The organism is Mesorhizobium sp. L48C026A00, from assembly GCF_000502375.1.
GTDB lineage: Bacteria > Pseudomonadota > Alphaproteobacteria > Rhizobiales > Rhizobiaceae > Mesorhizobium > Mesorhizobium muleiense.
On record NZ_AYWU01000005.1, the window covers coordinates 70,337 to 83,903 of the forward strand.

At 62.0% G+C, this 13,567-nt stretch carries 11 protein-coding genes and 1 pseudogene; 5 read left to right on the forward strand and 7 right to left on the reverse strand.

Translation table 11 applies throughout. The annotated features are described in order from the left end of the window. Positions 1 to 57 precede the first annotated feature (57 nt). A complete protein-coding gene (locus X738_RS52685; RefSeq protein WP_023798173.1) occupies positions 58 to 675 on the forward strand; it encodes a PilZ domain-containing protein in 618 nt (205 codons plus the stop codon). A 264-nt stretch (positions 676 to 939) separates the two neighbouring features. After that, on the forward strand, positions 940 to 1,548 hold the full coding sequence (locus X738_RS52690; RefSeq protein WP_023798174.1) for a transglutaminase-like cysteine peptidase: 609 nt from the start codon (positions 940 to 942) through the stop codon (positions 1,546 to 1,548). A gap of 235 nt (positions 1,549 to 1,783) precedes the next feature. Here the strand turns inward: X738_RS52690 and X738_RS84630 are convergent. The 3 genes and pseudogenes from X738_RS84630 to X738_RS52705 form a co-directional block, all read right to left on the reverse strand. Beyond that, a pseudogene (locus X738_RS84630) lies at positions 1,784 to 1,948 on the reverse strand (SAM-dependent methyltransferase); the annotation flags it as partial. Positions 1,949 to 3,147: 1,199 nt separating this feature from the next. Then, positions 3,148 to 4,617 (reverse strand): hypothetical protein, encoded by a 1,470-nt coding sequence (locus X738_RS85955; protein ID WP_198032789.1) that lies wholly within the window; start codon positions 4,615 to 4,617, stop codon positions 3,148 to 3,150. Positions 4,618 to 5,743: 1,126 nt separating this feature from the next. Further along, complete coding sequence (locus X738_RS52705; RefSeq protein WP_023798178.1) at positions 5,744 to 7,756, reverse strand: BTAD domain-containing putative transcriptional regulator; 2,013 nt, start codon at positions 7,754 to 7,756, stop codon at positions 5,744 to 5,746. Positions 7,757 to 8,290: 534 nt separating this feature from the next. Here X738_RS52705 and X738_RS52715 point away from each other — a divergent pair. Next, positions 8,291 to 8,851, forward strand: coding sequence for an ankyrin repeat domain-containing protein (locus tag X738_RS52715; RefSeq protein WP_023798180.1), 561 nt, complete (start codon positions 8,291 to 8,293; stop codon positions 8,849 to 8,851). A gap of 54 nt (positions 8,852 to 8,905) precedes the next feature. Here X738_RS52715 and X738_RS52720 read toward each other — a convergent pair whose 3' ends face one another. After that, positions 8,906 to 9,433, reverse strand: coding sequence for a gamma carbonic anhydrase family protein (locus X738_RS52720; protein ID WP_023798181.1), 528 nt, complete (start codon positions 9,431 to 9,433; stop codon positions 8,906 to 8,908). 319 nt (positions 9,434 to 9,752) lie between these two features. Between X738_RS52720 and X738_RS52725 the strand changes: the two genes are divergently transcribed. Then, the gene (locus X738_RS52725) at positions 9,753 to 10,484 is read left to right on the forward strand and encodes a hypothetical protein (protein ID WP_023798182.1); all 732 of its coding nucleotides are present in this window, start codon (positions 9,753 to 9,755) and stop codon (positions 10,482 to 10,484) included. A 242-nt stretch (positions 10,485 to 10,726) separates the two neighbouring features. On the opposite strand, the gene X738_RS52730 is transcribed toward X738_RS52725, so the two are convergent. Together X738_RS52730 and cysE are read right to left on the reverse strand one after the other, a co-directional pair. Beyond that, positions 10,727 to 10,930 (reverse strand): DUF3126 family protein, encoded by a 204-nt coding sequence (locus X738_RS52730; protein WP_013531334.1) that lies wholly within the window; start codon positions 10,928 to 10,930, stop codon positions 10,727 to 10,729. A gap of 196 nt (positions 10,931 to 11,126) precedes the next feature. Further along, on the reverse strand, positions 11,127 to 11,975 hold the full coding sequence (cysE, locus tag X738_RS52735) for a serine O-acetyltransferase (protein ID WP_023798183.1): 849 nt from the start codon (positions 11,973 to 11,975) through the stop codon (positions 11,127 to 11,129). Between the two features lie 152 nt (positions 11,976 to 12,127). On the opposite strand from cysE, the gene X738_RS52740 reads away from it, so the two are divergent. Beyond that, positions 12,128 to 12,727: an HD domain-containing protein gene (locus X738_RS52740; RefSeq protein WP_023798184.1), complete on the forward strand. Its 600-nt coding sequence runs from the start codon at positions 12,128 to 12,130 to the stop codon at positions 12,725 to 12,727. 66 nt (positions 12,728 to 12,793) lie between these two features. Here the strand turns inward: X738_RS52740 and X738_RS52745 are convergent, their stop codons facing one another. Continuing rightward, complete coding sequence (locus tag X738_RS52745; protein WP_023798185.1) at positions 12,794 to 13,561, reverse strand: alpha/beta fold hydrolase; 768 nt, start codon at positions 13,559 to 13,561, stop codon at positions 12,794 to 12,796. Positions 13,562 to 13,567 lie beyond the last annotated feature (6 nt).

A 13,567-nucleotide genomic window follows, 5' to 3' on the forward strand; every position in this document is an offset into this window, starting at 1 on the left:
CTTGCCGACGAAATTCCTCGCATCAACGCGCGGAATGCCAACCGGGTGTAGGCAGTCATGAGGTCAGCGGCGGTCGACACCGCGCCGTCCCAAGCTGAAAGGCGCAACTTTCAGCGCGTCCGCGTGAAGATCTATGGACGCTTCATGCTGGAGGATCGCACCGAACATCCTTGCCAGGTGGCCGACATGTCGCCGGGCAATGTAGCGCTTCGCACCGAGCGCATCGGCATGCCGGGCGAGAAAGTCATCGCCTATATCGATCACATCGGCCGCATCGAAGGCGTCGTCACCCGCATCTTGCAGGACGGTTTCGCGATGACGGTCATCGCGTCGGAACGCAAGAAAGACAAGCTTGCAGCGCAATTGACCTGGCTTGCCAACAAGCACGAGCTCGATCTGCCGGAAGACCGCCGCCACGAACGCGTGGCGCCGCGCAATCCGAACAGCGTGCTTCAACTCGGCGACGGGCGCCAATACCAGTGCCGCATCATCGACCTGTCGCTTTCGGGCGCCGCGGTCGAGATCGACGTCAAGCCGGCAATCGGCATTCAGGTCATGCTGGGCACCATGCGCGGCCAGGTGGTGCGCCATTTCGAGGACGGCGTCGCCATCGAGTTCGCGGTCATCCAGCGACCCGAAACACTTGATTCCGAATTCAACGCATCCGGCACCTGACAACTGCGAACCTTGCCGCAATCGAACCGGCCCATTTCGGCCGGTTTTTTGTTGCCTCGCGCCGGCCGACGCGGCCGGCCGGCCGATTCCGCGCCAGGGCGCGGCGCCGATGTGATCCCCGCGAAAAACGCATCAACAATTTTATACTGAAATGATTCAAATTTTATGTTTATTATAGCGACGTTTTACTTAATGTCTACTTCTGACCTTTGCGTCGAATAAATCCAATCGTGTCATTGTCTCCTCAAACGGGGAGACTGGACGATGAAGAAGACGAGGGGCAAGCTGTTGCTCTTGGCAATGGCGACGCAGCTTACCGCCTGGGGAACAGCGTATGCAGCGGGACCTGCCTTCATGCACACCGGCAGCCGCACCACACAGCCGGTCGGCCATTACGAGTTCTGCCAGAAAATTCCGCAGGAATGCAATCAGCGGACGCCGAAGCAGGCGCCGATCGAACTGACCCGCAAGCTGTGGGCGAAGATCGTGAGCATCAACAATTCGGTCAACAGCAGGATCGCGCCGCGCACCGATATGGAACTGTGGGGCAAGGAAGAGGTCTGGTCCTATTCCAACAGCGAATTCGGCGACTGCGAGGACTATGCGCTGGAAAAGCGCCGCGCGTTGATGAACATCGGCGTTCCGGCCGGCGACCTCTTGATGACGGTTGCGCGCCAGCCGAACGGAGACGGCCACGCGGTGCTGACCGTGCGCACCAGCCTCGGAGAGTTCATCCTCGACAATCTCGAAACCAGGGTGCTGTCCTGGACCAACACCGACTACACCTATCTGAAGCGCCAATCGAGCCAGAATTCTGGCGCTTGGGTAACGATCAACGACGGCCGCTCCGGCGCGGTTGCCAGCGTCCGCTAAGGACGCGACGCAAAAGCCCGGTCGAGCCCCACCTCCCCGTCCCCAACGACCGGGTTTAGGAGCCGGCCCCGTCCCCGGGCCGGCTCCACTTTTTTGAAGCGGCACGCTGTCCCGGAAGCCCCGCGCGTTTTTGCGCGACATGCATTTGCGACGGCCGCGCCAGATAGCGTCCGCACTCTAAAGCGCGTCGCGTTTGAGCGGCCTCATGCGACGCGCTTTAGGTCGTTGTTTCGCATTAGGGGCGAGCCTCCAGCACCATGTTGAACGGCGTCTCGGCGGCGCGACGGAAGCGCTTGAAGCCACCGCCGGTCACCACCTTGCGCAACCTCGCCTCGCCGGCCTGGGCGCCAAGCCCAAGCCAGACTTCCTGCGACAGCGAGGCGGGCGTGCACACGAATGTGGGCATTCTTCCGGGCCTCTATTTGCCGGCCTCGTTTTCCGGATCGACGCGGAAATCGGGGGACAATACCGGCAATCGCCGACGAGGCGGCCGGCCTCGCAGACCATCTCATCAAAAGGCGAGTCGGCTAGTTGTAGAGACGCTTGCAGTTCTCTAACGCTGCACCTCAGAATGTCAGCGACGTGGTCAGATCGTGGCCTCCCCTCCCGCCGGTAGCCGGGACGACGCACATACCGCGTACAGCGTCCTTGATACACCGGATTGATCCCCTAGTTACCCTCCATGGGCGGTTAGTCGCGAGGTTTGCCTGGGGGCGGCGGCGGTTGCGACTTTCTGACTGCATGGCGCGGAAAGACGGTTCGACCGACGCACTTTATGGAGGTGGTCGTGCGTCAATCCTCTGAATCCAGCTGGGCATATTTCGTATTCGTTTGCTCGATCGCGGTAGCTTGCGCAGGAGCTACCGCCGGCGGCGAGCGCGGCGGAGGCAAAAGCGGTGGCAACCATGGTGGCGGAGGCAATAGCGCTGCCAGCCAGGGTGGCGGAGGCAATAGCGCTGCCAGCCATCACGGTGAAGGCCGCAAAGACGGCGCGCACAAAGGACCCAGCGGCTCCAGCAGCAGGTCACCGGTGGATGACGATGGGACCAGCACCACTGCAACGGCGGCAGTTGCGGCAACCACGGCCGCCACTGCCGTCAGTGTCGCCCGGTCCGCAAGTGGACGGTCGCTCGACCTTCCGTCCAGCCTTCAGCCTCCTGGTGACGTCGACAGTCCAGCAACGGTCAGTCCAATCAGGGCGCTGCCGGGCGTCCCGGATGAAGTCGTTCGCGCCTGCCGTGATGCGATCGAGTCGGCCGCCGCCCCGTTTGGCGCGACCAGTGTGCGCGTCAGCAGCGCAGGTTCCATACGTCGGTTGAGCCCGGATACGATCTCAGCTCCCGTCGAGGTCAGCATCGACTATGGACGGCAAGGCGACGTGGAGACGCGGCAGGCGCCGATCAAATGCGAATTGAATGCTACAGGCAGTGTGATCGGGCTGACATAGCGTATCGCGCAGAACTACTCGCCGACGAGAGCAGAATGAATTCGAATGGGGTGATTCGATTCATCCTAGTCTACTCTCGCAATACACACGTGTCGCAATGATCTCAAAGAGCTTGGGCCTTCAACAGGAGGACCGCGCAGTCGTTTTGGAAATCACTCCAATGTCGCCTGTCTTGGCCTGAGGGGATAGGGAAGTGTGAGAGAACGCACCCCCGCAATCCGCGCCGGGTCGCGAGCCTTGCTGCGTGCAGTCTTCTGGCTGACAGCCTTCACCCCGCCGGCAGCGGCGGCTGCGCGGCCAGCGCGCCGCTTCAGCGGCGGCTCAATCTTGGCGCTGCGACGCTCAGCCCTGAGCCTGTCATTGTCCGCGCGCGCGGCGGCCAGGTCGCGGGAAAGAGAAACAGTGACGTCACGTTGCTTGTCCAAAGCCTCCTTCAGCTTGGCGACCTGTAGCAAAAGTGCTCGGGCGGCGTCGCGCTCGAGGCGAGCTTTATCGAGGTCCTCATGGGTCGAGACTGCCGCAGCGCGTTCTCGTGCCAGAGCATGCGCCGTCTCGGTTGCAGTCTGCTCCACTCGTTCTCTCGCTGCGACTGCTCTGGCTCGTTCCTGTTCAGCCGCGTCGCGCTCGATGCGAGTTTTTTTCAGCTCCTCCCCCGTCGAGACTGCTGCAGCGCGTTCTCTTGCCAGAGCCTGCGATGTCTCGGTTTCAGTCTGCTCGGCACGCTTTCTCGCTGAGACTGCCCTGGCTCGTTCCTGTTCAGCCGCGTCGCGCTCGAGGCGAGCTTTTTTCAGCTCCTCACGCGTCGACGCTGCTGCCGCCTGTTGTCGCGCCAGCGCCCGCTCCGTCTCGGCTGCCGTCTGCTCCACTCGTTCTCTCGCTGTGACGGCACCGGTCAATTCCTGCTCAGCCGCGTCCGCGCGCTCCATGAGCGCAGCATTGGACAGTTTCACTTTGGAGAGCTCGCCACGAAGTTCGTCTGACTTTCGGCGTTCGTCATCGAGCATTCCGCTCGCTTGCGCCAGCGAAGCCTTGGCCTTGGCGCGATCCTCGGCGGCCTCGGTCTCAAGCCGCTCAATTTGCGCCTGCGCTCGCGATAGATCGCGCGCCACCCATCCGGCTCGCTGACGCTCCAGGTGAGCAGCGGGCATCTCCGTAAAGACATAGTTGGTGGCCTCGCTCAGCATCGTGCGGGCATCTCCCGCAAGGCGCCGCAATGCGTCAGCTGTACGGGCTGCCGCGAGCTCGTTGCGCAATTGCTCCTGGCGTGCGTTGGCGGCGGCTGCCATGCTTGTCCTCAGCGCGTCGATCTCCTTGCGCGATTCGAGCAGCGCTCGCTGCAGAGCGGCGCTCCTGGCGCGCTCACCTTCCGCCGCCCGGCGCTCCTGGCCGTCCAATTCCTTCGCTGCGGCTGCCTGAGCACCAGCTGCTCCGACTTGCGCCCGGGCAGCCGTGAGATCCGGGCTGAGCAATTCGACACTCGTGCGCTCGTCTCCCTGGGCTGGCCTACGCACATCCAATGCAGCACTCGCCGGAAGCTCGAAGGATCGCGAAAGCTCCGGATTGACGTTGCCCTGGACCAGCGAAATGGCGGGGGCGCTTTCGACCCAGTTTTGTCTCGTCATCGCATAGCTAAGCGGCACGGCCAGACAGATTGCTGCGACGCCAAAGCGGGGCACAAGACCGATCGGCCTGCGAATGCGAGGAGGTGAGGCCGTCGCTGTGGTGGGGTCGGGATTCTCCGCGAGGGCGAGTTGTGTTGGCATACGGCTCAGAGCCGTCAATACTGGACTAGTTAGGGCGGCAAGATTTGCCGCCACCTGCCTATGAACATAGCCAGCGATTTCCCTGATCGATGTCGCAAGTCGGCCGGATTGCGCTATGTTCGTCGCGGAAGCGACAGCGTTGGTCTGGGTGACAGACGAGCTCTCGCAAGCTTCGGAGATCACGTCGAAATACTCGATTCGCACCCCGAACCGAAGGCAATTGGCATCCTGACGCCGAATATCCAGGTCTGCCGCGTCTGAGGGCACGGCAATCTGAGAAGAAGAAGCAGGCTCGGTTGCAAGGTCGACCGGGATTTCCCAATCCCAAGACACCTCCTCCTCGGGGAGGTCAGATCCGCGTTCGCTCACATCTGATTTGAGGCGACGCCGTTGCACCCCGATAAGGATACGCCTTAGCACAAGATAGAGGCACATCGAGGCAAATGCTGCTATCCCGCCCAGGACGGCGAGATCTGCGCTGTTTGCGTAAATTTCGGCAAGATGATTTGGCATTGCCGTGCCTGTGCGGTTTTGGGTGTAATCTTAAGATCGTGAAGCGTTGTTGGCCCCTCGCCTTGGTGCTGGCTAAAGCCTTTGGTCGCGTTCGAAGCTGTCACTTGCTTCGAGGTCCCTCCAGTGCTCGAATTGTTGTTGCATGGCGGAGCGGCGGTCGCGCGTTGATAGGCGTGCCGGCGCAGATGACTTTTGTTTGAAACGAAACTTGACAGGCCGTGGCCGCCGATTGTCGGCCGCCAAGGGCGCACAGGCTCTGAAAAGCCGACTTGCACCTCTGCATCTCAACGTCCCCAGAGTTCTCCCACGGTAGCGCGCCATCCCACCATTTCCGGCTCTGGACGGTCCGGCTAAGCTTTAAGCTAGGTCACAGGCCTCCACGGTCAACCGTCACCTTATAGTTAGCATCCATCGGCAGTACGTCGGCCATCTGGTGCCGAAGCCGTTTGCCTCGCTTCACGCTGACACCGCGTTAATCGGGCAGGCCCGCCTTGCGAAGTCCTTCGATATATCTGCTGCGATCGTCCGGTCGACAAAACGGCGGCAGCACCTCAGCGAGATTCGAAAGCCGCAACGTAGGGTCGAGTTCGCGCAGGCGGGCCATCATCTTCTCGGCTTCCGAAAGCCGACCGGCCAAGACGTAACTTGCCGTCGCCACACGCGTCGCACTCGCGTAGTTTGGTTGCGAGCGCAAAGACCTTTTCGCCCACTCAGCAGCATCGTTGTAGCGCCCGGCACAAAAGTGAGCGAGTGCGGTGCAAAATTCCCAAACAAAAAAGCGAGGATCGAACGGACTGAGGCGCATTGCCTGCGCGGCGCGCTCGACGGCTTTCTCCGGCTCACCTAAGCACGCTTGAACCCAGGCGCTGTAACCCCACGCCGCAGCCAAGTTCGGGTTCAGGCCAAGCGCGCGTTCGACGCACGCCGCGCTTTCCTCCACATCGCCGCCTACATAGCCGAGCACGTATCCGCCGTACGAAGGGGCAATTGCATCGTCCCATCCAAGTTCGATCGCTCTCTTTGCCAGTCGGGTCGCCTCGGCAGTCTCTTCTAGGCGATCGATCATCCAGCGGTTGCTCTTTCGCGCCGCATAGCAGCGCGCCGCCCGGGCATAGGCGGCAGCGAACACCGGGTCACAGCCGATCGCCTTCATGAAGAACCGCAGAGCGTCATCCATGGTTTCCTTGGTGTTGACCGCTCGGTCGTGGGACGCCAACCCGCGCAGATAATAGTCGTAGGCGTCGAGGTCCTCAGTCGGCTTGCGCTTGGCGCGCTCAATTTCGGCCTCCTCGACCTTTGGGGTGATCGCGCCGACGATGCTCGAGGCGATCTGGTCCTGAAAATCGAAAACCTCGGCTAGAGTACCTTCAAAACGGTCAGCCCACAGGTGGAGGCCGCTCGAAGCGTCGAGGAGTTGTCCGGTGATGCGCAGGCGCTCACCCGCTTTCCGCACACTTCCCTCGACCACATAGCGCACGCCCAGTTCACGCCCGACCTGCTTTATGTCTATCGACCGTCCCTTGTAGGTAAAACTCGAATTCCGTGCGACTACGAACAGGGCACGAAAGTGAGCCAGGGCGGTGACGATGTCCTCCACCATTCCGTCGGCGAAATATTCCTGCTCGATATCACCGCTTAGATTCTGAAACGGCAGCACCGCAATTGACGGCTGGTCGCCGTGTCTCGTTAGGACTGCCAGCACCTGTGCCGGCGCCGCGACGCCAGAGCTTGGCCCCGGCTGCTGATCCCCAGGTCGTTCCCGGGACTGCAGAGAAGCCGCCAGCGAGCTTGTCTGCGCCTCCGGCTCAGCATCCAGCTGCTTTTTCAGGGCAGTCCGACAAAGTTCGAACTGGCGCAAGGCGGCGTTTTCGTGGCCGCGATGCGCGTGGATCCGGATCAGCGCCCGATGGGCGGCCTCCGCGGTAGGATCTGAGGCGAGCAATCTCTCGGCGAGCCCTTCGCAGGCCGTCTCTTCCGCTGAGCCGGGTATCGGCAGCGCGAGGCTCAGCCGATCGACCAACTGCAGGGCCTTGCGCTGATACCTGTCCAGATAGGGTCCAAACCACTCATCCAGTTCCTCAGGAATGGCTTCCCCCGCAAGCACCCCACCGCGGTAGAGGTCGGCGGCGACGGCGAGATCGGCCGCCCCGCCCTGCTCCAGTTTCCGGTCGAAGATCGAAATGTCCGCGTCATCCGGACCGGCAATCAGCGCGATGGCTTCCTGATCCCCATCGATGTAGAGGGTGGCATCCTTGCTGGTCGGGAACGAGCGCCGGATGTCGACCAGCGCTTGCCGCAAACTATTGCGGGCCTGGCCATTGCTTCGTCCCGGCCAAAAGGCCTCGGAAAGCTGCTCGCGACGATGGCCGCGGTGGCCCGCCAGCACCAGGGCAGCAAAAAGAAGCGAAGTCTTGCGCGTGGCGAAACGGACGGGCCGGCGCTCCGGCGAAGTAACCTCGAGGCCGCCCAGCAACCTGATGCGCACAGATGGTCTCCAGACTTTGACCGCCGCGGCGGAATACATTTCGGAGGATAGTTTTAACACCGATTTAACGGCAGCTCGTCGGGCTTTTCGGTTTTTTTCACGCACAGCCGAACAGCCCGAAAACACCCGCGTGGCACGCTCTCATCCGCAAATCTCGAAATGGGAGACTAAAAATGGCTGACACGCAAACTCGCGCCGCCCGCACGTCGAAAAGACATCTGTTTGGACCCAGCCTGAAAAGCGTAACAATGATGATCGCCGATTTCAGGGGGTGGCGACGGACCGTCGCAAGACGCAGGGCACTAGCCGACTTGACGGCCGATCAGCTGAACGACATCGGTCATCCGGAGGCCCATCGACCCGCACTCGACATCAAGGCAGGTCTGATCACGAACTTGATGTCGATGCGATAAGTTCGGCGTACGGCTGCGCAAAGCTATCGACCTGCTCTCCAATCGCAACCCGCCCATGGGGCTTTCAGGCAGCGGCGGATGGGAGCAATATGGCGGCCAATTCAACCTCCGGATCGCTGCGATGTTGGAAATCCCGGAAGATCGATGCGAGCGCCACCGCCTGTTCAAGGCCATCGACGACGCGTTCAAGGCGGGCGACTTCGAGGCCCTCGGTGTGGCTCTCGGCGGCTCACCCGGCTGGTTCGACGAGCAGATGCCCTTTGAACTCGGCCTTGGGCATCCACTGGAGTATGCGATCTATTGGAGCCCCGCCGCTTTCATCTCGATCTTACTGGATGCGGGCTCGGACCCGAACTATCACCACCACGGCGGTTTTCCGGCAATCATTGCGGCACTCTCCGCCGACCGGGCTGACAGACTGGAAATAGCACGAACCCTGATCGATGGGGGCGCAGACCTGAACATGCGGGGCGTATACGACTGGACGCCGCTTCACTATGCGGTCGCCATCCGTAGCGTCGATGCCATCCGCCTGCTGTTGGCGGCGGGCACCGACCCATCGCTCGAAACCCGCATCGACGACTATACGACAGCCCTCGAGGACGCCGACAATGCCGGCTTTGAAGCCGGCGCTTCGTTGCTGCGCGATGCAATGACCAGGCGCGGCTCCAATGGACGGTGAGTTGGGCGACGATGCCGGTGAACCATATAGCCGAAGATTTGACCAAGGCTGGCCTCAGGTCTTCGTCAGCCCCGCCTTGAAACGTTTGCCGTTGGCGACGTAGTGGGCGGCCGAAGCGCGCAGGCTTGCCACCGCGGCATCGTCCAGTGTTCGCACCAAACGGGCGGGCGAGCCGATGATCAGCGAATAGTCGGGGAATTCCTTGCCTTCGGTGACCAGGGCGCCGGCGCCGACCAGCGAATTCCTGCCGATCTTCGCGCCGTTCAGCACGATGGCGCCCATGCCGATCAGGCTGTTGTCGCCGATCGTGCAGCCATGCAGCAAGGCGCGATGGCCGATCGTGCAGCCTTGCCCGATGGTCAGGGGAAAACCGACATCTGTATGCATGACCGTGTGTTCCTGCACATTGGTATCGGCGCCGATGATGATCGGCTCGTCGTCGCCGCGGATGACGACGCCGAACCAGAAGCCCGCGTTGCGGCCGATCTGTATGTCGCCGATCAGGGTAGCGTCGGGCGCGATCCAGTTGCTGTCGGCGTCCTCGAAACCGGGGGCTTTTCCATCGATCGCATAGAGCGGCATGTTTCTCCTCCGAATCGTCTCAGGCTGAAAGATCGGTCGACCCTAGGTGAGTGCCTGCCTGGGATGCAATGTCGATCAGCACGACGCCAACGCCAAAGATCGTCGCCGTGCAACCGCAAGAGATCAGCGCCGTCAGGCAACACTAAAAGCAACGAGTGTGTGTCCAACCGGACCTATCTTCACCTTCCATTTACCATGAAATCGCACAGTCGTGTTTCGACAGGCGTGCCGCAAGAGCCGTGCCACGCACATGGGTCGCTCAAGGACAGCCCAAGGGAACAGACACATTGAGACAGGCTGCCGATAATCGGGGATCGCGATGAAGCAGGCAGCCACCGCCAACGGTCCGCAACTCACCGTCGTCGATTCCAAGCTGATGAAGCGGGTGTTCTACGTGTTCGCTGCGCTGGCAGTGCTTTCGATGACGATCAGCCTTGGCGGCAAATGGTTGGGCCGCTCAATCGCCATGGCCGGATATACCGACGACACGACAGTCCACGAGGTGGTGATCGGCAACAACGTTATCGCCGTGCCGGCCAATGTCATCCGCTTCGACCAGGCGCGGCGCGACGGCATCGCCTCGCGCCTCGACCTCTATCTGCGTTATCCCGAAATGGACGGCTACAGCGAGGCGGCCCGCGACGATTTCAACCACACTGGACCCAGCAAGAGCATCATTTTTCTGTCGTTTGAACGACAGGTCATGTCGCGTGACATGAGCGGCCGCTTCGCGCCGATCTACAGCGCCCTGATCGTCGAGCCCGGCACGCCCGGTCCGGGCGGCACGACGCTTTACGGCTTCAATGAAAAATCGGGCTATTTCAACGAGGTGCTGGCGGTCGGCAATCGCCGGGGCAAGGACCCGTTCGTGGCCCGCTGCCTGAGCGGCCCAAGTGCTGCGCAATCGCTGGCGCCCTGCGAACGCGACATTCTGGTCGGCGACAATCTCAGCCTCACCTACCGCTTTCCCATGGAATTTCTGGGCGACTGGCAGGCGCTCGACGCAGCCATCGCCGCCAAGGCTGCGCGTATGCTGAAGGCCGGGCATTAGGATGATGATGAAGCGAACCGTGCGAGAATCTGCTCAGTGACTTTTGATCGCGCAGCAGCGCAGAAATTTGCGCGACGTCGGCGGGACAGCACCCCCCAGCACCCCCCTCTGCCCTACCGGGCATCTCCCCCTCAAGGGGGGAGATTGGCTATTCGTTCTTCTTTCGCCAATCGCCAACGTTGAAGAAGAGGGTGCGGCGAGCAAGCTGGCTCAAGGTCGGCCGGCACCGATCGCCTCCCGGCTCAGGCGAGGTCGATGTCGAGGATCGCCATCGAGAAATTATAGTCGCCGTCGTCCTCGTCCTTGAAGACGATGCCGAGGAATTCGTCGCCGACGTAGACCTCGGCCGAATCATCCTTGCGCGGCCGCGCCTTCACTTCAAGCTTAGGGTTCTGGAAGACGCGCTTGAAATAGGCGTCCAGCTTTCTGATTTCGTCCGGCTTCAAAAGTCTTCTCCGATCGTCGGTCTTGCTCGTTTGAGCGCGCTTCTGGCACGTCGACAATGGCGATGTAAAGGCAAGCCGGCGAGAGAGACAGGGCAATCGCTTGAGGTTTACGCTGCCCCTCATTGCCCTGCCGGGCATTTCTCCCCGTATAGTGACGGGAGAAAGACGCCTTTGCAAAGGGCCCCTGCCCGAGCGCTCAAATATCGAAGCTGACGACGTGGTCCATCGACTGCGACGGCAAAAGCTGGTCCATCTGCCGCGAGGGCCGGTCGCAGCCGGTCTCGCCGACGACGCGGGCCGGCACGCCGGCAACCGTCTTGTTATGCGGCACCGGCGACAGCACCACCGAGCCTGCCGCGATTTTGGAGCAATGGCCGACTTCGATGTTGCCGAGGATCTTGGCGCCGGCGCCGATCAGCACGCCGTAGCGGATTTTTGGATGGCGGTCGCCGCCGGCTTTGCCGGTGCCGCCCAGCGTCACGCCGTGCAGGATCGACACGTCGTCCTCGATCACCGCCGTCTGGCCGACGACGAGGCCGGTGGCGTGGTCGAGGAAGATGCCCTTGCCGATGCGGGCGGCCGGGTTGATGTCAGTCTGGAACACCGAGGACGACCGGCTCTGCAGGTAGAGCGCGAAATCCTGGCGGCCCTGGTTCCACAGCCAATGCGCCAGCCGGTGCGTCTGGATGGCATGAAAACCCTTGAAATAGAGCACCGGCATGATGAAGCGGTCGCAGGCCGGATCGCGGTCGTAGTAGGCCTGAATGTCGACACGCACCGTCGACGCCCAATCCTTGTCGTCGGCTGCCATCGCCTTGAATGTCTGGCGGATGAGATCGGAACCGATATCCTGATGGGCGAGCCGCTCGGCCAGCCGATGGATGACCGCTTCCTCCAGGCTTTCCTGGTTGAGGATGGTCGAATAGAGGAACGCCGCCAGCAGCGGATCGCGGTTGACCGCCTCCATCGCTTCGTCGCGGATCGAGCGCCAGATCGGGTCGATCGGCTTCACCATGGTCGGGCGGGCAATCGTAACGCTGTTCATCAATGGTCTCCGGCCTAATGTCTCCGGCTTGGCACCAAAACCGCTGCGCACTTTTGCGCGACATGCTCTATAAGCCAGATCATAGCACGGTTGAACTCAATTTTCCTTAGTGCTTTGTCAAATGGATTTGGTTCACGGAAATTCAAGCGGCGATGGAAGACCAAGCCTTGATCGACGAGCCGCTGAAGCGCGAGCTTTCCACGCTCTATGAGGCGGAGGGTCGTCACTATCACAACCTCGGCCATATCGAGGCGATGCTGGCGCTGGCCGGCCACTATCGGGCATCGTTGCACGATCCCAAGGCGGTCGAAGCGGCGATCTGGTTCCACGACGCCATCTATAACAGCCGGGTCAAGGACAACGAGGCGAGGAGTGCCGTCCTTGCCGAGAAAAAGCTCGCCGGCCGCACCGATGCGCAGCGCCTTGGCCGCATCACGACGATGATATCAGCCACCGCCACTCATGAGTTACCGCAGTTTGACGACGAAAATGCCGCCCGCGACGCAGCGCTGTTCCTCGACATGGACCTGGCGATCCTGGGGGCGCCGCCTGATGCGTTCGACGCCTATGAACAGGCGGTTCGCCGCGAATATGGCTGGGTGGAAGAGCCGATGTGGCGTGCCGGCCGCAGTGCTGTCCTGAAGGGCTTCCTCGCCCGCCCGCACATCTTCTACACCGAGGAGTTCCGGCAGCGGTTCGAGGCTCAGGCTCGGCAAAACATGGCGCGTTCGCTCGAAACCCTCGGGGCATGAGCGCTGCTGCGGGTGCAGCACCTTTGATGCCGGCCTTGGGTCACCCCAACTCAACCACCGATGTACTCACAGCGGATTATCGGCATAAAACTCCAGCACCCGCTGCTTGAAGGACTTGTCGCCGACGGCCAGCATGTGGTCGCGGCCCTCGATATGGAAAGCCCTGGCGTTCGGCATCAAGGCGGCCAGTTCGTCGGGCGAACCGCCGATATCGTCCTTGGTGCCGACGGCAATCAACGTCGGCTGGGCAATGCGCGCAATGTCGGCCTCGGCCAGCAATTCCCGCGAGGTGGCAATGCAGGCGGCCAGCGCCCGGCGGTCGCTCCGGGTCTGGTCGGCGAAGGCGCGAAACGAGCGGCCGCGTGGATGGCTGGTGCTATCTGGATCGTCGGCCAGAAGGGCGGCGGCGATCGGGTCCCAGTCGCCGACGCCGTCGACCATGCCGACGCCGAGACCGCCGAAGACCAGCGTCGCCACCTTATCCGGGTCGGAAAGCGCCAGGAACGCGGAAATCCGCGCGCCCATCGAATAGCCCATGACATGGGCGCGTTCGATGCCGAGATGGTTCAGCAACGCTGCCCCGTCGGACGCCATCCTTGCCGGCGTATAATCGGCGTCCTGATAGCTCTTCGACGAGGCGCCGTGGCCGCGATTGTCGAAGGCGATGGCGCGGTAGCCGGCATCGTTCAGCGCCTTGAACCAGCCGGGCGACACCCAGTTGACGTAATGGGTCGAGGCAAAGCCATGGATCATGAGCACCGGATCGCCCTGCCCCGATGCCGGCTGGCGGTCGAGGAAGGCAAGGTCAAAACCGTCATGGGCGAAAAACTGCATCTGCGA

Excerpts from the sequence above, each read along its gene's own strand:
- X738_RS52725 (WP_023798182.1), top strand. The coding sequence starts at position 9,753 with ATGAAGCAGGCAGCCACCGCCAACGGTCCGCAACTCACCGTCGTCGAT.
- cysE (WP_023798183.1), bottom strand. The coding sequence starts at position 11,975 with ATGAACAGCGTTACGATTGCCCGCCCGACCATGGTGAAGCCGATCGAC.
- X738_RS52740 (WP_023798184.1), top strand. The coding sequence starts at position 12,128 with ATGGAAGACCAAGCCTTGATCGACGAGCCGCTGAAGCGCGAGCTTTCC.
- X738_RS52715 (WP_023798180.1), top strand. The coding sequence starts at position 8,291 with ATGTTGGAAATCCCGGAAGATCGATGCGAGCGCCACCGCCTGTTCAAG.
- X738_RS52690 (WP_023798174.1), top strand. The coding sequence starts at position 940 with ATGAAGAAGACGAGGGGCAAGCTGTTGCTCTTGGCAATGGCGACGCAG.
- X738_RS52720 (WP_023798181.1), bottom strand. The coding sequence starts at position 9,433 with ATGCCGCTCTATGCGATCGATGGAAAAGCCCCCGGTTTCGAGGACGCC.
- X738_RS52745 (WP_023798185.1), bottom strand. The coding sequence starts at position 13,561 with ATGCAGTTTTTCGCCCATGACGGTTTTGACCTTGCCTTCCTCGACCGC.
- X738_RS85955 (WP_198032789.1), bottom strand. The coding sequence starts at position 4,617 with ATGACGAGACAAAACTGGGTCGAAAGCGCCCCCGCCATTTCGCTGGTC.
- X738_RS52685 (WP_023798173.1), top strand. The coding sequence starts at position 58 with ATGAGGTCAGCGGCGGTCGACACCGCGCCGTCCCAAGCTGAAAGGCGC.